This is a genomic window from Streptomyces sp. NPDC033229 (genome assembly GCF_055576875.1).
In genome coordinates this window covers 51,521-77,080 of sequence record NZ_JBVIQR010000037.1, presented here as the reverse complement: position 1 = coordinate 77,080, position 25,560 = coordinate 51,521, and the positions used below count along the sequence as shown (strand labels likewise).

The window sequence follows — 25,560 nt, the reverse complement described above, 5'->3', positions numbered from 1 at the left end:
TGAATCCACCACCCTGTGCGTACCGCATACCTGTCGACGTACCGCAAGGATCAAGACCTGTCAGCACCTATGACAACACGAGTTCAGCCTCAGTACCTGCCAAAAGCCAGCGCGAAGGGGCTGATTCGGGGCGTTGTCGAACTGCAGATGGAGTTGAGTCCTGGCCAATGCGGTGGCACCGATAGTGAGGCGAAACTGGGTGGTCTCCTGTTTATTGGCCAGGCGTGAGTGCCGAAAGTGGGGGATATGGCGTCGGCGGCGCAGGAGGATCTGCGGCTGCGGCTGCGGCTGCGGGGCAGCCAGGCCAGGGCGCCGGGCACCGGACCCGCTCGCTCACGACGCCAGCCCATGGCGCCCGGGGAATGCCCGGTCATGAGCGACATCCGGCAGTGAAATCCCCGGATGAACAGGGAATTTGCCGGGGAAATGCTGTTCACCGCAGCGATCGCGAACCGTAGATTTTTGGTCATGACCTCCACGACAGCTTCGCTTCCGCAGCCCGCCGGGAGCCCCGCCGCCCCCGCCCTCAGCCCCGTCCTCGCCATGCCGCCCGCGGCCCCCGCCGACGCCGCGGCCTACTTCGCCGCCCGCCTCGCCTTCCACACCGATGTCGCCGATGTGCACGCCTCGCTGGCGGCCGGGGCCAAGGACTTCGTGGTCGTCGATTCGCGCAGCACCCCCTCCTGGGACCAGGGCCACATCCCGGGCGCCGTGCACCTCCCCACGGCCCAGATCCCGCAGCTCGCGGCCGAGTTCCTCGATCCGGCCGTCCCCGTCGTCGTCCACTGCTGGGGGCCGGGGTGCGACGGTGCCACCCGCGCGGCCCTCGCCCTCGCCCGCCTCGGCTACCGCGTCAAGGAGATGATCGGCGGCATCGAGTACTGGATCCGCGAGGGCTACGCCGTCGACACCTGGGAGGGCCCCCGGCAGCTGCCGGCCGACCCGCTGACCGCCCCCGTCGACTCGGACGACTGCGGCTGCTGAGCCGGGGCTCCGGGCCCCTGCCGCAGCCGGTACCGGCCCGGTACCGTGGAGCAATGCCGGCACTCAACGTGGAATTCACCGAACAGGAACTCGCGGACATCCGCGAGGCCGCCGCCGCCGACGGCAAGAGCATCAAGGCCTATGTGCACGACCTGTCCGTGCGCGAGCAGCAGCGCCGCCGCTTCGTGGAACGGGCCGCGAAGTTCTGGAACGAGAACATGGCCGAGTTCGACGCGGCCTTCCCCGAGGAGGCCCCGCCGTCCGCGGGGCGGGGCGCGGCGGCCTGATGGCTCTGCTCATCGATCTGCCCTGGCTCCTGGGCGTGCAGGAGCAGAAGCTGCACGAGGAGCCCGCCGTGCACGACTACACGGCGCTCCACGCGGCCGTGTCCCGGCACGCCTTCGACGTGGCGCGGTTCGACTACCGGCCCGACGCCGCCTGGCGTGCCGCCGCCCTGATGCACACGCTCGTCCGGCTCCAGCCGCTGCCGGTGCGCAGCAGCCTGTACGCGTGCATGGTCGTCGTGGCCTACATGGCCGCCGCCGGTGAAGGCATCGACCCGCCGTACGGGGCCGTCGTCGACCTCGCCCGGGACATCAAGGAGTACCGCGTCGAGGTGTACGAATGCGCCGAGCGGATCCGCGCCTGGCGCATCTGAGCGGCACCGGCAAACCGACCGCTCAGGGCGTGGAGGTCGCCGTCGCCGACGCCAGGCGTGCGGTGATCACGAGCGTGCCCTCCTCGATCTGGTAGTCCAGCGGCAGATCCAGTGCGCGCATCGCCGCGACCATCCCCGTGTTCGAGGCCTGGGTCACCGCGTAGACGCTCTCGCACCGCGCCTCCCCGGCCAGCGTCACCAGTCGGCCGAGCAGCTCGGTGCCCACGCCGCGCCGCTGCCAGTCGTCCTCGACGAGGAGGGCGACCTCGGTCTCGTCGCCGTCCCACAGCAGATGGCCGAGGGCGACGAGACGGCCGGAGGCGGTGTACGCGGCCAGGGTGCGGCCGAAGCGCGGGCTGAGGAGGTGGCGCAGATAGCGATCGGCGTCACCGATCGGACCGTGGTAGCGCAGGGCGAGCGTCGTGGGGGAGCAGCGGTCGTGCATCTCGCGCGCGGCGACGAGGTCGCCGGGGTCGGCCCGGCGGACGGTGATCGCGTTGCCCTCGGGCAGCGTCAGCACATCGCTGCGCGGCGGTACGCGCGGACCGAGCCGCGCGTCCAGTTCGACCAGCGCGCGGGCGCGAGCGAACTCCGTGGGCGTGAACGGCAGATACGGGCGCTCGATGGTGATCGACCCGCCGGACGGGTCGCGCAACCGCATCACCGTGTCCTCCCACACACCTTCCGCGGGCACCGGCGCGGCGGGGGAGCCGCTGCGCGGTGAGCGTGCCGGGATCGAGTGGATCGTGCACCGGCCGAGCAACTGCCGCAAGGCGAGCGGAAGTTCGGAGGCGTCGAGCGCGGTGCGGGTGGCGAGGTTCAGCACCCGGGTGGGGGCGTCCACGAGGTCGTGGGCGTCCGCCCGCTCCAGCCAGGTGCCGCTGCCGCCCCCGGTGGCGACGGCATGGGTCAGCACACCGGGCGGCAGCGCCGCCGGGGCGCGCAGCAGCAGCTCGTCGACGGTGCCGTCGGCCAGCGGGTGGGTCTGGAGGGCGAGGATGTCCACGCGGTGGTGTGCCAACGCCTGGCACAGTGCGGCCAGGCTGCCGGGCTCGTCGCGCACGGTGGTGCGCATCCGCCAGAGCGTCGTCGCCCCGATGTCCGTCTTAGGGCGGGATCCGGAGGCGGGGGCCGGGGCACTTTCGGCGCCCCGGGGCTCGTCCGCCGCCGACGGGGGAGCGGGGTGGTGCCGCCGGGCCCACCAGGTGTGGAACCCGGTCGTCGCCAGCAGGGCGCCGGCGGAGGCGACCAGCAGGGAGGGGCCGTCGGGGCCGTGCACGACGGTGTTGGCCACGGAGTCGGCGGCGGCCACCGCGATGAACAGGGCGGCCAGTTCGACCAGGTCCCGCCGCCAGTGAGGGGGCCGGTGAGCACGCTTCGCGGGGGTCTCGTCGGTCATGCCACCACCCTGGCCCAGCGGTGTTGCGTGATCACGAACGTCCTGTGACCGATGGGTTAAGGGTGCTTGCGGGCTGTTCCGTGAAAAGCGCCCGTTTCCGCCGCTGCCGGTTTCCCCGCCGCCCGTCCCTCCGCCGCGCACTCGCCCGCGCCGCGGCCTCAGCCTCCGCCCGGCCCCAGGTCCTTCAGCGCGTCCTCCACGGCCCGGTGGAACGTCGGATACGCGTAGATCATGTGCCGCAGCGACGCGACCGGCACCTCGGCCCGGACCGCCACCGCCAGACCGTACAGCACCTCGCCGCCCGCCGGACCCGCCGAGGTCGCGCCGACCAGCACTCCCCGGTCCGCGTCCTCGACGAGCTTCACGAGACCCTCGTTGCCCGCCTTGTGGATCCAGCCGCGCGCCGAGGACGGCACCCGCGAGAGGCCCGTCCGCACCCGCAGCCCCTTCTGTCGGGCCTGCTTCTCCGTCAGGCCCACCGCGCCGATCTCCGGGTCGGTGAAGGTGACGCGCGGCAGGGCGCGATAGTCGGCGTCGGGACCCGGCTCGCCGAGCACCGCCCGGACGGCGATGTCCGCCTCGTACATCGCGACGTGGGTGAACGCCCCGTGTCCGGTCACATCGCCCACGCCCCACAGCCCCGGCGCCGCCAGCAACTGCCCGTCGACCGCGAGCGCCCGCGCCTTCGGGTCGAGGCCCACGGTCTCCAGGCCCAGCCCGGCGAGGTCCACCCGGCGGCCCGTGGCGACCAGCAGCCGCTCGGCGGTCAGCGCGTCGCCGTCCTCCAGCGTGACCGTGAAGGTGTCGCCGCTGTGCCGCACGCCGCTCGCCCGCGCCCCGGTCCGAAGGGTCAGGCCCTCCTCGCGCAGCACGCCGGCCAGCAGCTCGCCGGCCTCCGGCTCCTCGACCGGGATCAGGGCGTCCAGGGCCTCCACCACGGTGACGCGGGTGCCGAAGCGGGCATAGACCTGCGCGATCTCCACACCGATCGCGCCACCGCCGAGCACCAGCAGGGAGCGCGGCGGCTCCTTCGCGGCGACCGCGTCCCGGTTGGTCCAGTACGGCACGTCGGCGAGTCCCGGCACCGGCGGGATCTGCGGGCGGGTGCCCGTCGCGAGCACCACACCGCGCCGGGCGTGGAAGGCCTCGGTGCCGCCGTCGTTCCCCGTCACCTCCACCCGACCCGGCCCGGTGAGCCTGCCGCGCCCGCGCGCCAGCCGGCCGCCCTTGCCGGTGAAGCGGTCGGCGGCGACCCGGTCGTCCCAGTCGTCGGTGGCCTCCTCGCGGATCCGGGCGGCCACCGGCCCCCAGTCCGCCGTGACCTCGGCGGAACCCGCCATGCCGGGCACGCGCCGTGCCTCCGCCAGCAGATTCCCGGCGCGGATCATCATCTTGCTGGGCACGCATCCCCAGTACGGGCACTCGCCGCCGACCAGCTCCGCCTCGACGCCCACCACGCTCAGCCCGGCCTCGGCCAGGCTGCCCGCCACCTGCTCACCGCCCGGTCCCATACCGATGACGACGACATCCACCTGCTCGGCCATGGCGCAGCGCCCCTTCCCATAAGGTCCCGCTCGGCTCGCCCAGGATGTCCCACCTTCCCATCCGCCACCGGCGGCGTCACTGTCCGACGCGCCCCGGCTGGAGCACCTTGGTGAACAGCACCGCCCCGTTCTCGGCGCGCAGCCGGACGGTCAGCTCGCCGCCGTCCGCGTCGATGGTCACCTCCCCGAAGAACTGGCTGTCCTGCCCGGGCGGCACGTTCGCCGTGGTGGGTGCCTTGACGAAGGGCTGCTCGGGCCCGAAGGTGCCGTCCAGTCCCACCGCCGGGAAGCCGCCCGCGTTCAGCGGCCCCGAGACGAACTCCCAGAAGGGTGCGAAGTCCTTGAACGCCGCCCGCGCGGGGTCGTAGTGCTGCGCGGAGGTGTAGTGCACATCGGCGGTCAGCCACAGGGTGCCGGTGATCCGGCGGTGCTTGATGTGCCGCAGCAACTCGGCGATCTGCAGTTCGCGGCCGAGCGGCGCCCCCGGGTCGCCCTGCGCGACGGCCTCGAAGTTCACCGCGCCGTCCGGGACGACCAGGCCCAGCGGCATGTCGGAGGCGATCACCTTCCATACCGCGCGCGAGCGCGACAGCTCCCGCTTGAGCCACGCCAGCTGCCGTGCGCCGAGGATGCCGCCGTTGTCGTCGGGCCGCCGGCCGGGGGAGTTGGCGTCGCGGTAGGTGCGCATGTCGAGGACGAAGACATCGAGCAGCGGGCCGTGGCGCAGCACGCGGTAGACCCGGCCGTCCTCGTCGGGCCGCTTGGCGGAGAGGGGGAAGTACTCGGCGAAGGCCCGCAGCGAGCGCGCGGCCAGCACGTCGACGCTCTTCTCGGTGTAGCGCGCGTCGTCGAGGATCTGGCCGGGGTACCAGTTGTTGCGCACCTCGTGGTCGTCCCACTGGACGATCGAAGGAACCTGGGCGTTGAAGTCCCGGAGATTCGCGTCGAGCAGGTTGTAGCGGAAGGCGCCGCGGAACTCGGTGAGCGTCTCCGCCACCTTCGACTTCTCCGGGGTGGTGACGTTCCGCCAGGTGCCGCCGCCGGGCAGCGTGACGCGCTCCTGGATCGGCCCGTCGGCGTAGATGGTGTCGCCGCTGCACAGGAAGAAGTCCGGGTCCAGCCGCCGCATGTGGTCGAAGACGCGGTACCCGCCGCGGTCCGGGTTGATGCCCCAGCCCTGCCCGGCGAGGTCCCCCGACCACAGGAAGCGGATGTCCCTCCGGTGCGCCGGAGCGGTGCGGAAGGTGCCGTACACCGGGCGGCCGGTGCGCCGTGGGTCGTCGGGGTCGGCGAGGACGACCCGGTAGTGGATCTGCTCGCCGGGCGGCAGGCCGACGAGCGGCGTCCGGCCGGTGAAGTCCGTGTCCGGCCCGACGACCGGGCCGACCCAGCGGCGTGTTCTGCGGAACGAGTCGGTGGCCGAGGTCTCCACGACCATCCGGGCCCTGCGGTCCGAGCGCGCCCACACCAGCCCCGAAGAGGCCGTCACATCCCCGACCTGTACGCCCCAGTCGGCGCTGGGCCGCCCCGACAGCGCCTGCGCGGGAGCTGTCCCGGCCAGGGGCGGCAGTGTCAGCGCGGCGGCCCCGGCCAGCGAGCCCCGCAGCACCGCGCGCCGGTCGACGGCCGTCCCCGAATCCCGGGTCATGGAAACCTCCTGTGTCTCACGGGTCCCCTTGCTATCGGTGCCACATGCCTCGCGCCCGAACGGACGGTGAACAACGGGTCATCGGAGGGCGGTGAAGCGCCCACCGGACAGGCGCCCGGGCGGCGTCCTGCGACGAAGGTCCGAGGACCAGCGACCGATCGCGCGATGATCAACCGCCGCATACGCTCGCGCCATGCCTGCCGACGCACACGCACACATACGTATCTCCCGCCCCTCCCGTGACCTCGACGCCGCCGAGCGCTTCTGGGTCCAGGGACTGGGACTGTCCGTGGTCTGGCGGCGCGAGATCGCCGCCGAGGACCCGCCGGGCGAGGAGTACCGGCTGCTCATGGTGGGCTGGCCGGACGCCGGCTGGCATCTGGAGCTGTCCTACGAGGCCGGCGCGCCCACCGCGCCGGTCCCCACGGACGAGGACCTGCTCGTCGTCTACCTCGACGGCCCGGTCCCGGACGAGCTGGTCGCCCGCCTCGAGGAGCACGGCGGCAAGCGCGTCCCGGCACACAACCCCTACTGGGACACCTGGGGGGTCACCGTCGAGGACCCGGACGGCTACCGTCTGGTGCTCTCGACGCGCGAGTGGACCAACGTCCCCTTCCCCGGGGCCTGATCGGGCCGCCGCGGCGCCCGTCAGCGGGTGGCGTCGAGGATGACGCGGGCCACGAGCGCGGGATCGTCGTTCATGGGGACGTGTCCGCAGCCGGGCAGCCGGATGAGCCGCGCGCCGGGCATGACCTTCTTGGCGCGGATGCCCTGACGGCGCAGGAGGATCCGGTCGGCGGTGCCCCAGGCGACGGTGACCGGCACCTCGGCGAGGTCGTGGGTGAACAGCACCGAACGCCCGGCGGCGAGGGTGACCTCGAAAGCGGTCGCCTCGCACAGGGCGCGGGTCTCGGCGATCACCGCCTCCGGCGAACGACGCGCGGGGCGGGCGTAGATGGTGGACGTCAGCGCCGCCCGGCCCGCCGCCGTACGGGCCAGCCGCGCCACCGTGTGGGGGGAAAGTCTCAGGGCGCCGTGCCGCATGGCGCGCAGCACCCCGAAGGCGTAGCGGCGCTCGCCCTCGGTCCAGAACCCGGCCGGGGAGAGGGCGGTGACGGTCCGTGCGAGCTTCTCGTGCCCGAGTTGCAGGGCGAGCAGACCGCCGAGGGAGTTGCCCACGACGTGCGGCCGGTCCAGGCCCAGCGCCTCGAAGAGCGCGCCGAGGACGGCCGTGACGTCCCGCAGGTCGTGGCCGATGCCGTCGGGCAGCGCGGGGGAGACGCCGAAGCCGGGCAGGTCGACGGCGATGACGTCGCGTTCGGCGGCGAGGGCGCCGACGACCGGGTCCCAGGCCTGGAGGTGGTGGCCGATGCCGTGCAGCAGGACCACCGGCTCCCCGCCGCCCACCCGTTCGTAGGCGACCTCCGCGGTCCGCCGTCCGGTGGGGGTGGCTATGGGGAACGAGATCGTGTCGACCATGGGAGCAACTCCTGTCGTCATCCGCGCTCGGCGTGTGTGAGACAGAATGTCAGCAGCGGTTACCGCTGGGTAGACCTCGGACGCGAGACGCCCCCGCCCGGTGGTGAGAGCGGGTTCACGTGGACAACCCGGCGCCGCGTCGGGTGGGATGTGAGGCGTGGGAGACCTGAATACGACTGACGCAGCGCTCGACGCCTTCGAGGAGCACCGGTCCACGCTGACCGGTGTGGCCTACCGCATGCTGGGCCGGGTGGCGGACGCGGAGGACGTCGTCCAGGAGGCCTGGCTGCGCTGGTCCGGCGCCGACCGGGGCGAGGTACGTGACGCGCGCGGGTATCTGGTGCGCGTCACCACCCGGCTGGCCATCGACCGGCTGCGCCAGGCGCAGTCCCGGCGCGAGGCCTACGTCGGGCCGTGGCTCCCCGAGCCGATCGCCACCGACTTCGGCCACACCGTTCCCGACACCGCCGAGCGGGCCGTGCTCGCCGACTCCGTCTCGTTCGCCGTCCTCGTCGTCCTGGAGTCGCTCTCCCCGCTGGAGCGCGCGGTCTTCGTGCTGCGCGAGGCGTTCGGCTTCCCCTACCAGGAGATCGCCGTCACCCTCGACCGCTCGGAGTCGGCCGTGCGCCAGCTCGCCGGGCGGGCCCGGCGCCACGTCGACGAGGGCAAGCCGCGCTTCGCGGTGGACCCCGCGCGCCAACGCGACCTCACCGAGCGGTTCCTCGCCGCCGCCACCGGCGGCAGCATCGAGGAACTGGTCGCCCTGCTCGCGCCCGACGTGCGGCTCGTCAGCGACAGCGGAGGCAGGGCCAAGGCCCCGCTGCGGGTCATCGACACCGCCGACAAGGTCGGCCGGTTCCTCATCGCCGTGGGCCAAGGGCCGCTTCCGGAGCCGGGGTTCCGCTTCATGGAGATCAACGGTCGCCCGGGGCTGTGCGTGCTGTCGCGGGGACGGCCGGACAGCGTCCTCAGCCTCGATGTCGAGGACGGGCGCATCACCGCGATCTATCTGATGCGCAACCCCGAAAAGCTCGCGGGCCTGACGGCCTGACCTTCCGGCCGGTGGGTTCAGAGTCCGCCGGCCACCCGCAGCACCGCGCCCGTGGTGTACGACGCCTCCGGCGACATCAGCCACGCCACCGCCCCCGCGACCTCGCCCGGCTCGCCGGGGCGGCCCATGGGTACGCGGTCGCGGTTGCGCCACGGCCGCTCGGGGTCGCCCATCGAGGCGTGGATATCGGTGACGATCATGCCGGGCTGCACCGAATTGACCCGGACGCCTTCCTGGGCGAGCTCCTTGGCCAGGCCCACGGTGAGCGCGTCCACGGCGGCCTTGCTCGCCGCGTAGTGCACGTACTCGCCGGGGCTGCCCAGGGTCGCCGCGCCCGAGGAGATGTTCACGATCGCGCCGCCCTGTCCGCCGTGCCGGGTCGACATCTCCAGGGCCGCCCGCCGGGCGCAGATCAGCGCCCCGTCACATTGACGTCGACGACGCGGCGCATCCGCTCCACCGGTGTCTCGGTGAAGCGGCCGAGCAGCCCGGTGATCCCGGCGTTGTTGACCAGGCCGGTGATCGGCCCCAGCCGCTCCCGCACCGTGTCGAACAGCTCGTCGACCTGGGACTCGACGCTGGTGTCGGCCTGTACGGCCACACACTTCCCGCCCGCCGCGCGGACCGCGGCCGCCGTCTCCTCCGCGGCGTCCCGGGCCCGTTCGTAGCCGATGCCGATGTGGTGTCCGGCACGGGCCAGCCGTATCGCGACCGCCGCCCCGATGCCCCGGCCGCCACCTGTGATCACGGTGACCTGATCCATGTTCGCCGTCCCGAGTATGAAGAGCTGATGATCATCGACCGTACCTCTGTCATTGGTCTTGACCAAGTGTGCGTACCGTCCTATGGTCACAGGGATACTGCAACAACCTTTAATAAAGAAGCGCGCACAAAGCCTTTGCGGAGGATCAGGGTGGGGACCACGCAGCTGGAAACGGTGCCGGAGCCGAAGTACTGGCACCTGAAGACCGTGCTCACCGACGCACTCGACTCCGAGTTCGCCGTGGGCGAGATCCTGCCCAACGAACGTGAGCTGGCGGCCCGGTTCGGTGTCGCCCGGGCCACGCTCCGACAGGCCCTCGAACAGCTCGAGCTGGAAGGCCGCCTCCAGCGCCGCCGCGGCGTCGGCACCACCGTCGCCCCGCCCCGGGTGGGCGTCGCCGTCGGCGACGCCGAGCACAGCTGGCCCGGCGCGGGCGCCGACAGCTGGCAGCCCGTCGACAGCGTCGTGGCCGCCCCGCCCGCCGCCATCGCCCGCCTTCTCGGCACCGCCGCCGACGCCGTCGTGCACACCGTCCGCCGCACCCGCGGCAACCACGGCCAGCCGGTCGCCGCCGAGCTGCTGTACGTACCGGCGGACAGCGTCCCCTCGCTCACCGCCATCGGCACGCTCACCGGCGCGGGCCGCGCCCGGGCCGTCCTGCGCGAACTGCAGCGGCTGGACCTGGAGGGCCAGGACCGTTCCGTCGAGCTGGGCTCGGCGCGTGCCGACGACGCCAAGCAGCTCGACCGGCTCCCCGGCTCGCCCGTCCTCCTCGTCACCACCCGCTACTACGCGAACGGCCGCACCGTCGCCGTCGCCGTGGCCACCTACCGCGCCGACACCTGCAAGCTCACCTTCGGTGACTCGGGCATGCAGCTGCTGGCCGGCTGACGCAGGTTCGAGAACCGGAGCCCGGTCAGCGACGTGCCGTGACCGTGCTCTCGACCGCGAAGAGCTGTTCCTCCACGTGGTCGAGAGCCAGGCGCAACGCGCCCGTCGCCACCGCGGCCTCGCCCAGCAGCGACTGCGCCACCCGGGGCGGCCGCAGACAATAGCGGGCCAACTCGGCCCGCAGCGGCTCCAGGACACCGTCCAGTCCGGCCGCCCAGCCGCCCACCACGACCAGCTCCGGATCGAGTGCCAGCACCAGCGCCGCCACGTCGTGCACCAGCCGCCGCATGAACCGTTCCACCGCGGCCCGCGCCCGCGCGTCGCCCTCCCGGGCCAGCGTGAACACCCGTGCCACCTGCGCCTCGTCCAGCGGGTGCAGCGGCTCCCCGGTGGTGGACAGCACCTCCTCCGGAGTGGCCTCCCGGCCCAGCAGATGCAGCGCGCCGATCTCCCCGGCCGCACCACCGAAACCGCGGTGCAGCCGCCCGCCGATCAGCGAACCGGCCCCCGGGCTCAGCCCCGCGAGCACGAAGACGACGTCGTCGGAGTCGGTGGCCGCACCCTTCCAGTGCTCGGCCACCGCGGCCGCGTTCGCGTCGTTCTCCACCAGCACCGGACAGCGGAACGAGCGGCGCAGCCGCTCCCCGAGCCGCAGCCCGGTCCACTCCGGCAGCGCCGTACCCAGCCGGACCGTCCCGTCGGCCTCCACGATGCCGGGGCTCGCCACCCCCACCGCGCGCAACGAACCGCACGCCACACCGGAGCGCCGCAGCAGATCGGCGACGGCCTCCCGCACCCGCTCCAGCCGCTCGTCGGCCGACGCGGTCTCGGACACCTCCAAGGACGCCGAGCCCACGACGCGTCCGCGCAGGTCCGCCAGGAGGGCGGCGACCCGGTGCGGCCCGATCTCGATGCCCAGCAGATGACCCGCCTCGACCCGGAACCTGAAGCGCCGCGCCGGGCGGCCCTGGCGGCGTGCCGCGCCCTCCTCGGCGGCCGCCTCCATCACGAGGCCGGATTCCATCAGCCCCTCGATCACGCCCTCGACGGTCGGCCGGGACAGCCCGGTCAGCTTGACGAGGTCGGTGAGAGTGGGTGCCGCGGACGGGGCGGCTGTGCGCAACGCGTGCAGGACCACGGCCGAATTGATCCGCCGCAGCAGAGACGGGTCCCCGCCGGTGAGCCGCCCCAACGTGCCGCCTCCTCGCTTCGCGCGCCCCTTTGCCCTGACGTGCGGATCGTATCCGGTGCCGTGCGGGTCGGCGAGCGGCGCTACCGCGGCTACCGGTCGTCACCGGTGCGATGTCCTGGACCGGTGCTTCCTGTCCTGCCGCGGTGACCCGCTCGCCGGAGGTGTGTTCAGCAGGGGAGAGTGGTCTTGCCCGCAGCGCCGGTGGCGCCGGTGGTGCCGTCCGCGAACATCGTGGCGGCGGTGCCGTTGCCGCCGGGCTTGCCCGGGCACACCGGACTGGCCGCGCCGCCGGCGCCACCCGTGCCGCCCGTGTGGCCGCCACCGACGGTCGAGGCGCCACCGTTGCCGCCCTTGCCGCCGGCGATACCGGCCCCGGCATTGCCGACGCCGCCCACACCGCCCTTGCCGCCCTTGCCGCCGAGCGCGGCCGCTCCGCCGAAGCCGCCATTGCCTCCGTTGCCGTTGGCCCCGCCCGCGCCGCCCGTGCCCCCGGCCCCGCCGACGCTCGCGATGCCGGTGGCGTCGCCACCGGCGCCGCCGTTGCCGCCGTTGCCGTTGGCACCCGCGGCGCCACCGGTGCCGCCGAGGCCGCCGATTCCGCCGAGGGTTCCGACGCCGTTGGCGCCGTTACTGCCGGGGGCCCCGGTGGCGTGGTGAGCCCGGGCGCTGTCCGTACCGGGCTGGGCGAAGGCGAGGGCGGGGGCGACGGTGAGGCCGACTACGGCGATCGCGGTGATCAGGAAGGTCCTGGCAGTGGCCGTGGTGCGCATGGAGCGCATGAGGTACTTCCTTCGGTTGTGCAGGCGGAGAGATTCTCTGCCTGACAGCCCTCAACGTAGGGAAGCGTGGCGCACCGCGCACACTGAAAGATGATCAAATGGCTTTAAACAGACTGAATCATCAAACTTGGCTGTAATTTCCCATAGAAACGGGTTGCTCCAGCCCGGTCCTCGCGCGATGGGCCTGGACGGTGGCTCAGGGAGCGAGAACCCCGCACGGGCAGCTCGTTGCGCCAGTAGCGTGGATTCATGACGAGCGACGAAGGGCCCACCGCGCGGGCCGCCATGGACCCTCTGGGCGAATTGGTCCCTACGTTGGATCCGACCGTACGCCGTGGCTGACCCGGAGCCCCGCGTCACGTTGGAAGATCAGCTGGCGCGAGCCCACGACCACGTGACCACGGAGATCGGCCGCTCGGACCAGAAGGCCGCTGCCCTGGTCACCGCTCTGGGGATTCCCCTCTCCGTTCTCGTGGCCGTCGCCCCGACACGGCATTCGACGGTGTCCGCGGTGCTGGTCGGCATCTCCGCGGCCGGCTTCGTCGCCGCGATGATGACCGCCCTCCTGGCGCTGCGGCCCGCGTTCACCACGCCCCCGTCCCCGGGCTCCTACCTGTATTGGGCGGCCTGCTCCGAGCCGGAGGCGGTGCTCGACGACCTCGCCGCCGACCGTCGCGCAGCGGGGCTCATCCGGCGAGCCCAAATCGTCCGCAAGAAGTTCCGCCTCTTGCGGCGCGCCGTCGAGATCACGGCCGGCGCGCTGCTCGTCCTGGTGGTCGGGCTCCTCGTCGACCTCGTGGAGTAGGGGGCCGCGGCCAGGAAGGCCGAGGGCGAGAAGGGGCCGCCCCGCCCACGCGATTCCCGATTCCCAGTCCCGTCCGACGCCCGGTCACTCACCCCGGCGCGACGAACCCCGACTCGTACGCCGCGATCACCGCCTGGGTGCGGTCCCGGGCCCCCAGCTTCGCCAGTACCGCGCTGACGTGTGTCTTCACGGTCTCCGTGCCCAGGGTCAGGCTCGCGGCGATCTCCGGGTTGGACATGCCGCGGGCCATCAGCCGCAGCACGTCCGCCTCCCGGGCCGTCAGCGCCGCCCGCTCCATCACCGCGCGGGCGCGCTCGTTGCCGTACGAGGCCGCGAGCCTGCGCAGCGCCGTGGGGAACAGCAGGGAATCCCCGGCCGCCACCGTCCGCACCGCCTGCACGATCTCCGCCGGCGCGGCGCGCTTGAGGAGGAAACCGTCCGCACCGGCGCGCAGCGCGTCGTAGACGTAACTGTCGTTCTCGAAGGTCGTGACGACCAGGATCTTCGGGGGCGCCGCCACCGTGCGCAGCACGGCCCGTGTCGCCTCGATTCCGTCCAGCAGCGGCATCCGCACGTCCATCGCCACCACGTCCGGCCGCAGGCTCCGCACCAGCGGCAGGACGGCCGCGCCGTCCCCGGCCTCGCCCGCCACCTCGATGTCCGGCTGCGCGGAGAGGATGGCGCGCAGCCCGGCGCGCACGAGGGGTTCGTCGTCCACGAGCAGCACGGTTATCGGCACCGGGCCAGCCTAATGGGACGTCAGGGGGCCCGGGCCGAGCGCGGTCAGCCCAGGGGGAGCACCGCCCGTACCCGCCAGCCGTCCTCGTGCCGCCCCGCCTCGGCCCGCCCACCGAGCAGGGCGGCACGCTCGCGGATGCCCCGCAGACCGCTGCCGCTGCCTGCGACCGTGCCGGCCGCCCCGGACAGCGCGTTGCGGATCTCCAGCTCCACGGCCCGGTCGCGGACGGCGATCCGCACGGACACCGGCACCGGGCCCGCGTGCCGCACCACATTGGTGAGCGCCTCCTGGACGATGCGGTAACCCTCCCGCGAGACCGGCCCCGGGACGGTGTCCAGCGCACCGCTCACCTCCGACGTGACCTGCGCCCCGGAGCCCCGCGCCGCCGTCAGCAGCCGCTCGGCGTCGGCGAGGGTGGGGCGGCCGGCCGTCGGCGGGGCGTCCTCGCGCAGGATGCCCAGCACCCGTTCCAGGTCCTCCAGGGCGTGCCGGCCCGTCTCCTCGATCGCGGCCAGGGCCTGCTCGGTGAACTCCGCGGACCCCGCCGCCCGGGCCGCGCCCGCCTGGACCACGGCCACCGTCAGGGCGTGCCCGACCGAGTCGTGCAACTCCCGCGCCAGCCGGTTGTGTTCCAGCAGTCTTTCCGTACGCTCCTCCAACGCGGCGAGCCGCTCGGTCGCCGACGGCCCGAGCAGGGCCTTCGCCGCCGCGGCCAGCGCCGCGCCCGCCGCGACGACGAACGCCAGCAGGAGGACCGGCGGCAGCGGCGCGAGCAGCGCGTACCACCGGCCCTCGCCCGCCGGCCACCACACAGCCGCCTCAAGGACCCGGCCACGGTCGGCGGAGCGCAGCAGAGCCCACGTCAGCGGGGGGACCCAAACGCTCAGGAACGCCGTCAGCACGCCCAGTTCGTAGCGCAGCACCAGCCAGAGAGCCGTCCGCCACCGGTCGCCCCATGACGTACTGCGGGAAGGGGGCGTTCCGCCGTCGTGCGTACCGGGGAACAGCAGGAGCCGGGCCTGCACCCCCTCCGACAGCCGGACCGCCGGGATCATCGCCAGCGCCACCAGCAGGGGCACGGGCGTCACAAGCAGCCAGGCCGCCTGCCGCGTGCCGAGACCCTCCAGCCCCGGGTGGACGAGCGCGCAGAGGGTGGCGAGCACGGTGGCCATGACCAGGTGCAGCCAGCGCGTGAAGGTGAAGGTGACGGCCCGGAACACGGGGCGTGGTGGGGCGGGGCGCGGTGGGGCATGCATCCCGCCATCCTCGCAGCGGGCCTCGCAGCAGCCGCGCGGCGGTCTCAGTCGGCGGTGGATTCGGCGGCGGCCCGCAGCCGCTCGTACTCCTCGGTCATCCTCGGCAGCGTCCAGGAGGCGTTCAGACCACTGGGGTTGGGCAGCACCCAGATCCGCGTCGGGCCGATCGTCCGTTCCTGCGGTCCGATCACCGCGCGCTTGTCGTCGAAGGCGATCCGGTACGCGGTGACGCCGACGACGGCCAGCCACCGGGGCCGCAGCCGTGCCACCTTCTCGGTGAGCAGCAGCCCGCCCGCGCGGAACTCCTCCTTGCTCACCTCATCGGCCCGCGCCGAGGGCCGGTCCACGACGTTGGTGATGCCCAGCCCGTACGAGAGCAGCTCTTCCTGCTCGGCCGGGGCGAGCTGCCGGGGCGTGAAGCCGGACCGGTGCAGCACGGGCCAGAAACGGTTGCCCGGCCGCGCGAAGTGATGGCCCGTGGCGGCGGACATCAGCCCGGGGTTGATACCGCAGAACAGGACCCGCAGGTCCTCCGCGACCACGTCACCTACCACTGTGCGGCCCACCTTGATCAACGGAGAAGAGGACATCCCGATGATAGGCGGTGCCCCATAGCGCCCTTGGCGCCCTGGCGCCCTCGGACAACGCGGACCGCCCGCCGCCGTGTCCGGGGAGGACGCGGCGGCGGGCGGTCCGTGGGACGCGGGGGAGGCGTCAGAGGATGGCGCCGGGGGCGTACGCGGCCGCCTCCGGGTGCTGCTTGGCGATCTCCTCGATCCGGGCGACGACCGTGGCGACCTGGTCACCGGCGGCACCGGTGAACGACAGCTTGTCGGCCATCAGGGCGTCGAGACCCGCGCGGTCCAGCGGGATGCGCTCGTCGGCGGCGAGCTTGTCGAGCAGCTCGTTGCGCTCGGCACCCTGCTCGCGCATCGCCAGCGCGGAGGCCACCGCGTGCTCCTTGATGACCTCGTGGGCGACCTCGCGGCCGACCCCGGCGCGCACCGCGCCCATCAGCACCTTGGTGGTGGCGAGGAAGGGGAGGTAGCGGTCCAGCTCACGGGCGACGACGGCCGGGAACGCGCCGAACTCGTCGAGCACCGTCAGGAAGGTCTCCAGCAGGCCGTCGAGCGCGAAGAACGCGTCGGGCAGCGCGACACGGCGCACCACCGAGCAGGAGACGTCGCCCTCGTTCCACTGGTCGCCCGCAAGCTCGCCGGTCATCGAGGCGTAGCCGCGCAGGATGACCATGAGGCCGTTGACGCGCTCGCAGGAGCGGGTGTTCATCTTGTGCGGCATCGCGGACGAGCCGACCTGACCCGGCTTGAAGCCCTCGGTCACCAGCTCGTGGCCGGCCATCAGCCGGACGGTCTTGGCCAGCGAGGACGGCGCGGCGGCCAGCTGCACCAGCGAGGTGACCACGTCGTAGTCCAGCGAACGGGGGTAGACCTGGCCGACGGAGGTGAAGGCGTGCGCGAAGCCGAGGTGGCCCGCGATCCGCTGCTCCAGCTCGGCCAGCTTCGAGGCGTCGCCGCCGAGCAGGTCCAGCATGTCCTGGGCGGTGCCGACGGGGCCCTTGATGCCGCGCAGCGGGTAGCGGCCGAGCAGCTCCTCCAGCCGCCCGAAGGCCACGAGCAGCTCGTCGGCGGTGGTCGCGAAGCGCTTGCCGAGGGTGGTGGCCTGCGCGGCGACGTTGTGCGAGCGTCCCGCCATGACCAGCTCGGCGTACTCGCCGGAGAGCTTGCCGAGGCGGGCGAGGACGGCGACCGTGCGGTCACGCATCAGCTCCAGCGAGAGCCGGATCTGGAGCTGCTCCACGTTCTCCGTGAGGTCACGGGAGGTCATGCCCTTGTGGACGTGCTCGTGGCCGGCGAGGGCGTTGAACTCCTCGATCCGGGCCTTCACATCGTGCCGCGTGATCTTCTCGCGCTCGGCGATGGAGGCCAGGTCGACCTGCTCCAGGACCCGCTCGTAATCGGCGAGGGCGGCGTCCGGCACCTCGATCCCCAGGTCCTTCTGGGCACGGAGTACCGCGAGCCACAGCTTCCGCTCCAGCTTGACCTTGTACTCGGGGGACCACAGGACGGCCAGCTCGGTCGAGGCGTAGCGGCCGGCGAGGACATTGGGGATGCGGGGCTTCAAAGACGCAGCAGTCACGTGACCGGAGCATACAGGCCGTCCATGGCGTCCGTAGAGTCCACGCGGCCCGCTGAAGTTCCAGGTCAGGCGCTACCGGCGTGGCCTCTCGGTGGCGCGTGTGTGAGACGCCTGTGAGACGGGCTCGTTGGGGCGCGAACGGGACGACACCCTGCGAAGCTGTTGCTTAGTAGCACCATCTGCTGTTAGATAGCACCAGATCCTCCGTGGAAACGGAACGGCCCCGGGTCGGTGGTGACACACCGGCCGCGGGGCCTAGGTCAGAACCCTCGTGCAAGGGAGTCTCACCATGAGCTCGACTGTACCCACCCCTGCGCCCTTCACCGGCCGGCCCGGCTACGTTCCGGCTACGGTTGAGGAGATCACCGGCCGGTGCCCGTCGTGGTGCACCACCGACCACCAGCGCGCTCTCGACTTCGGCGAGTCCCGGGTCGACGTCACCCATGCCCGCTACGAAATGAACACCGTCGTGGACATGAGCGTCGACGGCGAAGGCGCGAACGTGCCTGTCAGCGTTCTCGGCACGATCCTCGACGTCCACCCCTACTCGGAGAGCCTCCACCAGCGGCTGCCCAACGTGAGCGTTGAGATCGTCGACGGGCACTGGGTCGAGGACATGGACCCGGCCGCTCTGGCCCACTTGATCGATACCCTGCGCGACCGTCTCGACGAGCTCGACCACGTGCACGCCCAACTCCTTGCCGCCCGCGCGGAGTGGGAGGTCCAAGGATGAGCGCCAACCGGGTCACCGCTTCTCTCTCCTCCTCGCAGCCCGGGACGCGCATGGTGCCGGCGTTCGTCCAGGGCATGGAGATCAGCGTTCCGTGCCCGTCGTGGTGCACGCTCGACCACGCTGCCGAGAACCTGAACTTCCTGGAGGACATGAGCCACCAGGGCAACGAGATTTCGCTTCCGGCCCCGGTGTTCTCCGGTCCGGCGAACCCGATCCTGAGCGTGCACCTGGCGCACTGGCCGTTCGACGGCAAGGGCGCCTACCTGGCGGTTGATGCGTCCGGGGACGGGGAGTGCGCGGAGCTGGACGATGTCGCTGCCCTGGCGTTCGCGGACCAGCTCGTCGCCCACGCCGAGGCCATCCGTAGCAAGGCGCGTCAGCTCGGGCGGCAGGCATGAGTGCCGCCGACCCGCTGAACGTCCCGGACCGGACCAGCGTCGAGCACGCGCGGCGTCTGCTGGAGAGCAGTGAGGCCCTGAACGTGGGGACCGCGTCCACGGCCGTCCTGCTGACGACCGTGGGTGAGCTGCAGTACGCGACGGCCACCCTTCTGGGTGTCCTCGACACGCTGCCGGTGGCCGTTCGGTCGGCCCGGCTGGCCGCCCAGCGCGACACTGAGTTCGTCAACCTGGCCCGCGCCACCCGCCTGGAGATCCACGCGGCCCGGGGCTCCCTTGCCCGGCTCGACGCGTTCGAGGCCGCGCTCACCCGGATCGTATGGCCTGATGACGAGGGGGCCGGGGCGTGAAGAAGCGTTTCCCGGTGCCGAGGCCGACCGAGCACGCCGCGCTCCGTGCGGTGTGCGGGGCACCTCAGCCCCTTCCTCCGGTTCCGTACCTGTTCGCGTGCATGGTCGCCGCCTATGCGGCCCGTGACCGGCGCGGCCTGAACCTCTACGCCCACGCCATCGCCCGGCAGGGTGGGGAGGTGGGCGAGTGATGAAGGTGGCGGTTACCCCCGAGATGATCCGTGGGGCTGAGCGCACGCTTTCGCTCGGCTCGTGGACCATCACCTGCGGTGCCGTTCTGTTCAGCGTCCTGACGGTGACCCCCCTGGTGCGGGGGGTCACCCCGCCGGGCTGGGCGTGGACGGCTCCGATCCTGCCGGTGGTCGTGGACGCGGCGGTGGTGATCGTGGTCCGACTGGACTCGGTGATTGCCCGCCTCGGCGGTGACGGCGGACCGTGGCCGGCGCTGTTGCGCTGGATGACCGGGATCATGACACTCGCCCTGAACGTGGGGGACTCCGCGCTTCATCACGACTTGGTGGGCGTGGCTGTTCATTCGGTCGCCCCGTTGCTGCTGATCGTCACGGCGGAGACGAGCCTGGCGTACCGCCGGGCGATCTCTCGGGCGCTGGAACGGATCGCCCGTGAACAGCGCGATGAACATGCTCGTGAACAGGCCGAGGCGGAGGCTCGTGAACAGCGCGAGCGTCAGGCCCGTGAACAGGAGCAGGCCGCAGCTGAACACCGTGAGCGGGTGGCCCGTGAACACGCGGCCCGGCTGGCTCGTGAACAGGCCGACCGTGAGGACGCCCGCCTGAGGGCGGAGCGGGAACATGCCGCTGAGCTGGCGCGACGGGCTGGTGAACGCGAGGAACGCCAAGCGAGGGAGGAGCGTGAGGAGCGGGCCCGCATCCGTCAGGAGGACCAGGAGCGGGCCGACCGTGAACAGCGCGAGCGTGCGGAACAGGCGGAGCGTGAACGCCGGGACCGCGAGGCTGAGGCGGCGCGTGAACGGGCCGAGGCTCGGCGCCGTGAACAGGCGGAGCGCGAGGAGAAGGCCGCCCGTGAACAGGCCGAGCAGGCGGCGCGTGAACAGGCGGAGCGGGAGCGGAAGGCGGCCCGTGAACAGCGCGCCGCGCCCCGCCGTGAACGCCCCGCCAAGCTACCGGTGAACACCGACCGGGACACGACGGTGAACAAGCTGCCCGAGGTGGAGGCCCGTGCCGCTGCCCTGGCGGGGCTCGCCGCTGGCCGGACCGTGCGGGAGACCGCGGACCTCACCGGCTGGTCGGTCGGGTGGGTCGCCAGCCGCTACCAGGAAGCCAAGGCGCCTCAAGAAGCCGAGGCCGCGAACGTCTGACGGCCCCGCGTGCCGACTCGGCCACTGCGGCCGGGCCGGTGCCCAGGGCCGGACCAGCCGGACCCCGTTTCCCGACAGGAGACCCGATGCCCATCAGCGTTCAGACCGCCTGGAGCTCGTGGCCCCAGGACGTGCACGTCCGCTTCGTGAACCTCACCGGTGCTCATGTCGACGTGATCGCCGCCGACCCCGACGCCTACCGCAGCCACTTCGAGTGCCGGGGCTGCGGGAGGAAGTCGGACCGGGGGCACAGCGCGCTGACGACGATCCCGCAGGGCAACGAGCACGCCAGCTTCTGCCGTGCCCTGCCCCGTCCCACCGCCTGACCTCAACCACTGCCCCCTGACACGCCGCCCCGGAGGAATCGTGAACCAGTCGCGCCGCTACCAGTTCGACAACCACCTCCCCGCTGCCCCAGTCCCGCCGCCCGCCCCGATGCCGGTGCACCGGCCCGACTCCTTGCCCGTCCCCGCCGAGGCTGGCCCGGCGCCAATCGTGGTTCAGCACATTCACCAGGCCCCGCCGGACCGCACCGTTCAGCGTCTCGCGGCCGGCGCCGGAGTCGGTGGCGGTGCCGTGGCCGCTGGCGTCTACTTCGGGCCCCTCCTCGTCGCCTCCCTCACCTCAATGGCCATCTCGCTGGCGGCCGTGGCCCTGGTCCTCGTCGCTGTCGGCTGGGCCGTCGTCACGATCGTGCGAACGGTCGGGGGCCCGGAGGGGCAGGCCGCGGCCGAGGCGGTCAGCAAGTCCCGGCGCAAGGACTGACTTGCCCTTCCGTCCGCCCGGGAGCCAACCCCCGGGCGGTGCGGTGGGGCCGGACAGTCCGGCCCGGATGGGAGAACCATGACCGCCGAGGAGTGCCGCGCCGCGCAGCGGGTCGCCGAAACGACGGCCGTGTACGAGGGCATGCCGTGGACCTGTGGGTGCGGCACCACGAACCCCAACGATGCCGAGCAGTGCGGCACTTGTAGCCGTGAGTGGGGCAGCACCTCCTAACCTGCCCGGCCCGACCAGAAATCAGCCTCGAAGGGAATCGCCGTGAGCTTCGAAGACGACCAAGCCGACCGGATCGTGGAACTCGCCAAGGCCGGCGACTACGACGGTGCCGCAGCCGAACTGATCCACACCCTCCTCGAGGGCGACAAGCCGTTCGCGCAGGAAGCCGAACGCGTCATCCGCACCCTCGGGGGCCACTGACCATGGCCAACGACTACACCCCGTCCGAGATGACCCGAGCCGCGTTCCTGCTGGCCCGTGGCAGCTGGCGCGTCACCCGCGGAAAGTCCACCACCCGCGTCGATGACCGTCTCGACCAACTGAAGGAAGACGCCCGGCTGCGCCGTGAGGCCGAGCGTACCGAACGGGACCGGCTGGCCGCCGAGGAGCGGGCGGAGAAGGCCCGCCGAAAGGTCCGCGGCAAGCGCGGTTGATTGCCCCAGGGCGGCCGGACCCCGGACAAGGACACCGGCCGCCCTGGTCCTCCGCACCCTGACGAGTACAGGAGAGAGACCAGCATGACGGACACCTTCGTACCCGCAACACCCGCCACCCCGGGTAAATCCCCCGGAGCCAGGCCCGTATCCACCCCAAGCCCGGCACTCGCGGCTGGAATGGGTGAGCCGAAGCCCGTCGACAACCCGAACCTGGCGGCCCCGGGCGTGACCGCCGAGAAGCGTCGCCCGGTGGTGGCGGGGTGGCTGACGAATCGGGCCGACTTCCTCGCCGCAGCACGTCGCGCCGGCGGGCACCTCGGCTACGCGTCGCTCTACCACGGGGTGCGCCTGCCCTACTACGTCACCGGGCTCGCCCTCCAGGCCCCGCGCGGCACCTGCCGGTTCATCACTGCCACGAACCGATGGGTGTGGGATCGGGAAGCCTCACCTCTCCGGGACGCGACCGTGCGGGCCGAGGACGTCGACGAGTACATGCGGCTCGCCAAGCTGCGATCGGACCGCATCAGGCTGCGCGGCCTGGTCGCCCTCGTGGCACTGACTATCGGCCTTGGCTTCGCCCTCACCCTGTACGTCATGGCCCCCGGCTACCTGCTGGCGTTCGCCTCTGCAGGCGTCCTGACCCTGGGCTACTGGGCTCAGCCGCAGGACGCGCCCGTCATTGGCCCGGCCGTGGTGAAGACCGAGGTTCAGAAGCTCACGTCCGTGATCGTGTTGCGGGGACTGAACTCGATCGGCAACGCGAAGATCTCGGCCGCCATCAAGAGGGGCGGCGAGATGGACGGCATGCGCTTCACCTCCGAGATCACCCGCGATGGCCCCGGGTACCGCGCCGACCTCGACCTGCCCTACGGCGTTGTGCCCGAGGACGTCATGGAAGAGCGGGAAGCCCTCGCCTCCGGGCTGCGCCGCAAGCTGGGCTGCGTCTGGCCCTCCGGCGACCCCACCGAGCACCAGGGACGACTGATCCTGTGGGTCGGCGACAAGCCCATGAACGAGACAAAGAAGCCCACATGGCCCCTGGCCAAGGAGGGCCAGGTCGACCTGTTCAAGCCCGTCGTGTTCGGCAACGACCAGCGCATGCGCTGGGTCGAAGTCACACTGATGTTCGCCTCGGTCGTCGTCGGCTCCATCCCCCGCATGGGCAAGACCTTCCTGATGCGCCTGTTCCTCCTCATTGCCGCACTCGACCCGCGGGCCGAGATCCACGCCTTCGACTTCAAGGGGACCGGCGACTTCTCCGCCCTCGAACCCGTCGCCCACCGCTACCGCGCCGGCGAGGAGGACGAGGACCTGCTGTACGTCCTGCGGTCCCTGCGGGAACTGCGGGCCGAGCTGCGGCGCCGAGCGAAGGTCATCAAGTCCCTGCCGCGGTCAAGGTGCCCGGAGAACAAGGTCACCCCCGCCCTGGCCAGCGACAAGTCCCTTGGTCTCCACCCGATCGTGGTGGGCCTGGACGAGTGCCAGGTGCCCTTCGAGCACAAGGAGTACGGGGCGGAGCTCGAGGAGATCTGCACCGACATCACTAAGCGCGGCCCCGCCCTGGGCATCGTGGGCATGTTCGGCACCCAGCGACCCGACGCCAAGTCCCTGCCCACGGGCATCAGCGCGAACGCCGTCCTGCGGTTCTGCCTGAAGGTCATGGGCCAGCCCGCCAACGACATGGTCCTCGGTACCAGCATGTACAAGGCGGGCATTCGGGCGACGATGTTCGCGCGCTCCGACCGAGGTATCTGCTGGATGGCCGGCGAAGGCGACGAGCCGCGCATCGTGTGCGGCGCCTACGTCGACGCCCCCGCTGCGGAGGCCATCGTCGAGCGGGCCCGGATGATGCGCGAGGAGTACGGCAACATCACCGGCCACGCCCTCGGCCACGAACCCGACGAGGGCGCCCGCGCCGACGTCCTCGGCGACATCCTCAAGGTAGTCCCAGCCAGCGAGGACAAGATCTGGTGCGAGCGCGTCGCCGCCCGCCTCGCAGACCTCCGCCCGGAGTCCTACCGCGGGTGGACCGGGGCCAACGTCACCAGCGCACTCAAGCCCTGGGGCGTGACCGTCGACCAAGTGTGGGGCACCACCGACAGGGGCGAGGGCAAGAACCGGCGCGGAATCGTCCGGGCTGACGTCGTCACCGCCGTCACCCGCCGTATCGCCCAACAGGACGCCGCCCGACCTTGATCCAGGGTGCTAGACCTAGCAGCCGTCACCGCTAGGTCTAGCACCCCCACTAGCGCCCGAACCTGGCCTTGACCTGGCACCTAGCGGCTAGCAGAGGCCCGGCGGGAAACGGGAACACCCAACAAAGAAGGGGGTACCAGTGCCCATGCTCGTCACTAGCGGCCTCATCGTGGCCGGCCTCCTCGGCTACGCAGCGTGCTGCGTGAGCCGCCCGTTCGGACCTGCCGGCCAGGTGCGCCTCGGCCGCCGGCTATGGAACGCCTGGCGTGAGACCTACCGCGACGGCACCCGCTGAACCATGAATGGGGCCCTGTCTGATCCAAGCAGGGCCTCATTTTGCGTTCCGCCTCATCCCCGACAGGCGCGCACGGCGTCGGTGTAGAGCTCGCTCGTCAGGTCCGCCTCGGTGATGCCTAGCTCTTCAAGGACCGCGCGGACATCGTTGAGCGCGGTCTTCAGCTCGTCCTCGTCGGCCTGGGTCTCTAGCTCGATGAAGGTGCCCTCGATCTCCGGCACCCGCACCAAGGTCGCAAGCATCGTCCGGCCGCTGGCCACGAACTCGTAATTCCGGCAGCGCTTCTCGAACGCGATGGCGGGCACATAGCCCAAGCCGCGGAGGATGGCGTGCACCGCTTCCGGGTCCTCAACCTGGGTCTCATGCTCCGGCTTCGAGCCCGACGCATCATCCACCCGGGCGCCCTTGTACGTCAGCAGCGACCGGGTGCCGTCCGAGCCGTGCACCGTGCGGACCCGCAGTTCCCGGTCACCCTTCTCCAAGGCGCCGGCCGCATCGTCGTAATAGGTGTCCTGGTAGACCTCCGCCCGCCCGGTGGCGCGCGCGTCGAGACGACGCATGACCTCCTCCGGATGGTGGACGCACGCCTTCAGCTCTGCCTCGATCACCGCTACCCCCTCCGCTCAGACGGTGCGTTCCCCGTCGTCGACGAGCGCCTCGAACATGCGACGGCACCCCCGGAAGAGGGGGCCGTGTGGCGTCTCCATCACCTTGTACACCGCCGACTCATGCCCTTCCCACCCGGCGTCGAAGGCAGACACGAACATGATGTTGTCGAGCCGGATCACGCGCCACGTCGGCAACATCCGATATCGGTAGACCTGCACATCCCCCGCTTCCGCAAGCTCTCGCAAGCGGGCCTCGGCCAACCGCACGCCGCTCGCCATGGATTCGGCGGACTCCCCGATCTCCGCCGCCCGCTTAGCCAAGGCGGGGGCATCCGGGTCGAGCAGCAGCACGCGCACGCGCAGGGGCGTCTCGGCTCGCGTCATGGCCCCGCGCAGCAGGGAATCATTCAGCCCGATCAGGCCAAGGCCGCGCACGGCCAGGACGTCCACCTCGGCCGCGCCGCGGGCCTGCCGCCGGATCTCCTCGGCCGCCGACGCCTGCGACGGGTACACCCGAACCACTTCGGGAAACGCGGCCAGATCGAACGCCGTACCGCCGCTACGGACCTCCCGCCCTGCGGCCAGGCCGAGCAGGTGCCGGGCGTCATCGGGAAGGCTAAGCCCGTCCGCGATCCGCTCGAAGACGTCGAGCAAGGCCACCTCTCGGCGACCGTTGATGATCTCGTTGACGCGGGCCTGCCCCATCCCGACCGCCATCGCAATCCGGGCCTGACTCACTCCACCGAACTGCTGCACATGCCGGAACAACAACCCCACGTTCCGGGCTCGAAGCGCCTGTCTGACCTCCGCGCGCTGCCACGCCCACTCGGGCAATTCAATCGGTAACTGCACATTCGACACCC

31 protein-coding genes and 1 pseudogene are annotated in these 25,560 nt (G+C 72.0%); 19 read left to right on the top strand and 13 right to left on the bottom strand.

Going from position 1 to position 25,560, the window contains the following annotated elements:
* Nucleotides 1-246: 246 nt before the first annotated feature.
* From ACZ53N_RS27970 to ACZ53N_RS27955, 4 genes are all read left to right on the top strand, one after another.
* Complete coding sequence (locus ACZ53N_RS27970) at nt 247-393, top strand: hypothetical protein (RefSeq protein ID WP_469143575.1); 147 nt, start codon at nt 247-249, stop codon at nt 391-393.
* 69 nt (nt 394-462) lie between these two features.
* Nucleotides 463-984, top strand: coding sequence for a rhodanese-like domain-containing protein (locus ACZ53N_RS27965; RefSeq protein ID WP_469143574.1), 522 nt, complete (start codon nt 463-465; stop codon nt 982-984).
* Nucleotides 985-1,037: 53 nt separating this feature from the next.
* A complete protein-coding gene (locus ACZ53N_RS27960; protein WP_130876588.1) occupies nt 1,038-1,271 on the top strand; it encodes a hypothetical protein in 234 nt (77 codons plus the stop codon).
* Complete coding sequence (locus tag ACZ53N_RS27955; protein ID WP_469143573.1) at nt 1,271-1,642, top strand: toxin Doc; 372 nt, start codon at nt 1,271-1,273, stop codon at nt 1,640-1,642. Before ACZ53N_RS27960 ends, ACZ53N_RS27955 begins: the two co-directional genes overlap by 1 nt.
* Before the next feature lie 22 nt (nt 1,643-1,664).
* Here ACZ53N_RS27955 and ACZ53N_RS27950 read toward each other — a convergent pair whose 3' ends face one another.
* The 3 genes from ACZ53N_RS27950 to ACZ53N_RS27940 all read right to left on the bottom strand — a co-directional run bounded on the left by ACZ53N_RS27950 (nt 1,665) and on the right by ACZ53N_RS27940 (nt 6,233).
* Complete coding sequence (locus ACZ53N_RS27950) at nt 1,665-3,041, bottom strand: GNAT family N-acetyltransferase (RefSeq protein WP_469143572.1); 1,377 nt, start codon at nt 3,039-3,041, stop codon at nt 1,665-1,667.
* 158 nt (nt 3,042-3,199) lie between these two features.
* Entirely contained in the window at nt 3,200-4,585 is a 1,386-nt protein-coding gene (locus ACZ53N_RS27945; protein ID WP_469143571.1) for a dihydrolipoyl dehydrogenase family protein, read from the bottom strand.
* Between the two features lie 76 nt (nt 4,586-4,661).
* Nucleotides 4,662-6,233 (bottom strand): alkaline phosphatase D family protein, encoded by a 1,572-nt coding sequence (locus tag ACZ53N_RS27940; RefSeq protein ID WP_469143570.1) that lies wholly within the window; start codon nt 6,231-6,233, stop codon nt 4,662-4,664.
* 193 nt (nt 6,234-6,426) lie between these two features.
* Between ACZ53N_RS27940 and ACZ53N_RS27935 the strand changes: the two genes are divergently transcribed.
* Nucleotides 6,427-6,861, top strand: a complete 435-nt coding sequence (locus ACZ53N_RS27935; RefSeq protein WP_469143569.1) for a VOC family protein — start codon at nt 6,427-6,429, stop codon at nt 6,859-6,861.
* A gap of 20 nt (nt 6,862-6,881) precedes the next feature.
* On the opposite strand, the gene ACZ53N_RS27930 is transcribed toward ACZ53N_RS27935, so the two are convergent.
* Nucleotides 6,882-7,712 carry an alpha/beta fold hydrolase gene (locus ACZ53N_RS27930; protein ID WP_469143568.1) on the bottom strand — a complete coding sequence of 277 codons (831 nt, stop codon included), beginning with the start codon at nt 7,710-7,712 and terminating at the stop codon, nt 6,882-6,884.
* 157 nt (nt 7,713-7,869) lie between these two features.
* Here ACZ53N_RS27930 and sigJ point away from each other — a divergent pair, with 157 nt between their 5' ends.
* Nucleotides 7,870-8,763, top strand: a complete 894-nt coding sequence (gene sigJ, locus ACZ53N_RS27925; protein WP_469143567.1) for an RNA polymerase sigma factor SigJ — start codon at nt 7,870-7,872, stop codon at nt 8,761-8,763.
* Nucleotides 8,764-8,780: 17 nt separating this feature from the next.
* Here the strand turns inward: sigJ and ACZ53N_RS27920 are convergent.
* Nucleotides 8,781-9,526, bottom strand: a pseudogene (locus ACZ53N_RS27920) (SDR family oxidoreductase).
* Nucleotides 9,527-9,676: 150 nt separating this feature from the next.
* On the opposite strand from ACZ53N_RS27920, the gene ACZ53N_RS27915 reads away from it, so the two are divergent.
* The gene (locus ACZ53N_RS27915; RefSeq protein ID WP_469143566.1) at nt 9,677-10,417 is read left to right on the top strand and encodes a GntR family transcriptional regulator; all 741 of its coding nucleotides are present in this window, start codon (nt 9,677-9,679) and stop codon (nt 10,415-10,417) included.
* 25 nt (nt 10,418-10,442) lie between these two features.
* Here ACZ53N_RS27915 and ACZ53N_RS27910 read toward each other — a convergent pair whose 3' ends face one another.
* A complete protein-coding gene (locus ACZ53N_RS27910; protein WP_469143565.1) occupies nt 10,443-11,609 on the bottom strand; it encodes an ROK family protein in 1,167 nt (388 codons plus the stop codon).
* A gap of 167 nt (nt 11,610-11,776) precedes the next feature.
* Complete coding sequence (locus ACZ53N_RS27905) at nt 11,777-12,388, bottom strand: hypothetical protein (protein WP_469143564.1); 612 nt, start codon at nt 12,386-12,388, stop codon at nt 11,777-11,779.
* Between the two features lie 334 nt (nt 12,389-12,722).
* On the opposite strand from ACZ53N_RS27905, the gene ACZ53N_RS27900 reads away from it, so the two are divergent.
* A complete protein-coding gene (locus ACZ53N_RS27900) occupies nt 12,723-13,193 on the top strand; it encodes a Pycsar system effector family protein (protein WP_469143563.1) in 471 nt (156 codons plus the stop codon).
* 88 nt (nt 13,194-13,281) lie between these two features.
* Here the strand turns inward: ACZ53N_RS27900 and ACZ53N_RS27895 are convergent, their stop codons facing one another.
* From ACZ53N_RS27895 to purB, 4 genes are all read right to left on the bottom strand, one after another.
* Entirely contained in the window at nt 13,282-13,932 is a 651-nt protein-coding gene (locus ACZ53N_RS27895) for a response regulator (RefSeq protein ID WP_469143562.1), read from the bottom strand.
* Nucleotides 13,933-13,976: 44 nt separating this feature from the next.
* A complete protein-coding gene (locus ACZ53N_RS27890; RefSeq protein ID WP_469143561.1) occupies nt 13,977-15,188 on the bottom strand; it encodes a sensor histidine kinase in 1,212 nt (403 codons plus the stop codon).
* Nucleotides 15,189-15,232: 44 nt separating this feature from the next.
* Entirely contained in the window at nt 15,233-15,778 is a 546-nt protein-coding gene (gene mug, locus ACZ53N_RS27885) for a G/U mismatch-specific DNA glycosylase (protein ID WP_469143560.1), read from the bottom strand.
* Nucleotides 15,779-15,902: 124 nt separating this feature from the next.
* A complete protein-coding gene (gene purB / locus ACZ53N_RS27880; RefSeq protein WP_469143559.1) occupies nt 15,903-17,345 on the bottom strand; it encodes an adenylosuccinate lyase in 1,443 nt (480 codons plus the stop codon).
* A gap of 289 nt (nt 17,346-17,634) precedes the next feature.
* Here purB and ACZ53N_RS27875 point away from each other — a divergent pair, with 289 nt between their 5' ends.
* The 11 genes from ACZ53N_RS27875 to ACZ53N_RS27825 all read left to right on the top strand — a co-directional run bounded on the left by ACZ53N_RS27875 (nt 17,635) and on the right by ACZ53N_RS27825 (nt 24,089).
* The gene (locus tag ACZ53N_RS27875; protein WP_469143558.1) at nt 17,635-18,078 is read left to right on the top strand and encodes a DUF6907 domain-containing protein; all 444 of its coding nucleotides are present in this window, start codon (nt 17,635-17,637) and stop codon (nt 18,076-18,078) included.
* Nucleotides 18,075-18,476, top strand: a complete 402-nt coding sequence (locus tag ACZ53N_RS27870; protein WP_469143557.1) for a DUF6907 domain-containing protein — start codon at nt 18,075-18,077, stop codon at nt 18,474-18,476. Before ACZ53N_RS27875 ends, ACZ53N_RS27870 begins: the two co-directional genes overlap by 4 nt.
* The gene (locus ACZ53N_RS27865) at nt 18,473-18,826 is read left to right on the top strand and encodes a hypothetical protein (RefSeq protein ID WP_469143556.1); all 354 of its coding nucleotides are present in this window, start codon (nt 18,473-18,475) and stop codon (nt 18,824-18,826) included. Before ACZ53N_RS27870 ends, ACZ53N_RS27865 begins: the two co-directional genes overlap by 4 nt.
* On the top strand, nt 18,823-19,017 hold the full coding sequence (locus ACZ53N_RS27860; RefSeq protein WP_469143555.1) for a hypothetical protein: 195 nt from the start codon (nt 18,823-18,825) through the stop codon (nt 19,015-19,017). The genes ACZ53N_RS27865 and ACZ53N_RS27860 overlap by 4 nt, the downstream gene beginning before the upstream one ends.
* Nucleotides 19,017-20,165: a DUF2637 domain-containing protein gene (locus ACZ53N_RS27855; protein WP_469143554.1), complete on the top strand. Its 1,149-nt coding sequence runs from the start codon at nt 19,017-19,019 to the stop codon at nt 20,163-20,165. The genes ACZ53N_RS27860 and ACZ53N_RS27855 overlap by 1 nt, the downstream gene beginning before the upstream one ends.
* A gap of 86 nt (nt 20,166-20,251) precedes the next feature.
* Entirely contained in the window at nt 20,252-20,491 is a 240-nt protein-coding gene (locus ACZ53N_RS27850) for a hypothetical protein (protein WP_469143553.1), read from the top strand.
* A 40-nt stretch (nt 20,492-20,531) separates the two neighbouring features.
* Nucleotides 20,532-20,930 carry a DUF6251 family protein gene (locus tag ACZ53N_RS27845; RefSeq protein ID WP_469143552.1) on the top strand — a complete coding sequence of 133 codons (399 nt, stop codon included), beginning with the start codon at nt 20,532-20,534 and terminating at the stop codon, nt 20,928-20,930.
* A gap of 273 nt (nt 20,931-21,203) precedes the next feature.
* Nucleotides 21,204-21,362, top strand: coding sequence for a hypothetical protein (locus ACZ53N_RS27840; RefSeq protein WP_469143551.1), 159 nt, complete (start codon nt 21,204-21,206; stop codon nt 21,360-21,362).
* A 2-nt stretch (nt 21,363-21,364) separates the two neighbouring features.
* Nucleotides 21,365-21,595, top strand: coding sequence for a hypothetical protein (locus ACZ53N_RS27835; RefSeq protein ID WP_469143550.1), 231 nt, complete (start codon nt 21,365-21,367; stop codon nt 21,593-21,595).
* Between the two features lie 180 nt (nt 21,596-21,775).
* Nucleotides 21,776-23,794, top strand: a complete 2,019-nt coding sequence (locus tag ACZ53N_RS27830) for a cell division protein FtsK (RefSeq protein ID WP_469143549.1) — start codon at nt 21,776-21,778, stop codon at nt 23,792-23,794.
* A gap of 145 nt (nt 23,795-23,939) precedes the next feature.
* The gene (locus ACZ53N_RS27825) at nt 23,940-24,089 is read left to right on the top strand and encodes a hypothetical protein (RefSeq protein WP_469143548.1); all 150 of its coding nucleotides are present in this window, start codon (nt 23,940-23,942) and stop codon (nt 24,087-24,089) included.
* A gap of 53 nt (nt 24,090-24,142) precedes the next feature.
* Here the strand turns inward: ACZ53N_RS27825 and cyaB are convergent, their stop codons facing one another.
* Both cyaB and ACZ53N_RS27815 read right to left on the bottom strand, forming a co-directional pair.
* Entirely contained in the window at nt 24,143-24,697 is a 555-nt protein-coding gene (cyaB, locus tag ACZ53N_RS27820; protein WP_469143547.1) for a class IV adenylate cyclase, read from the bottom strand.
* A gap of 15 nt (nt 24,698-24,712) precedes the next feature.
* Entirely contained in the window at nt 24,713-25,558 is an 846-nt protein-coding gene (locus tag ACZ53N_RS27815; protein WP_469143546.1) for a helix-turn-helix domain-containing protein, read from the bottom strand.
* Between the last annotated feature and the right edge of the window lie 2 nt (nt 25,559-25,560).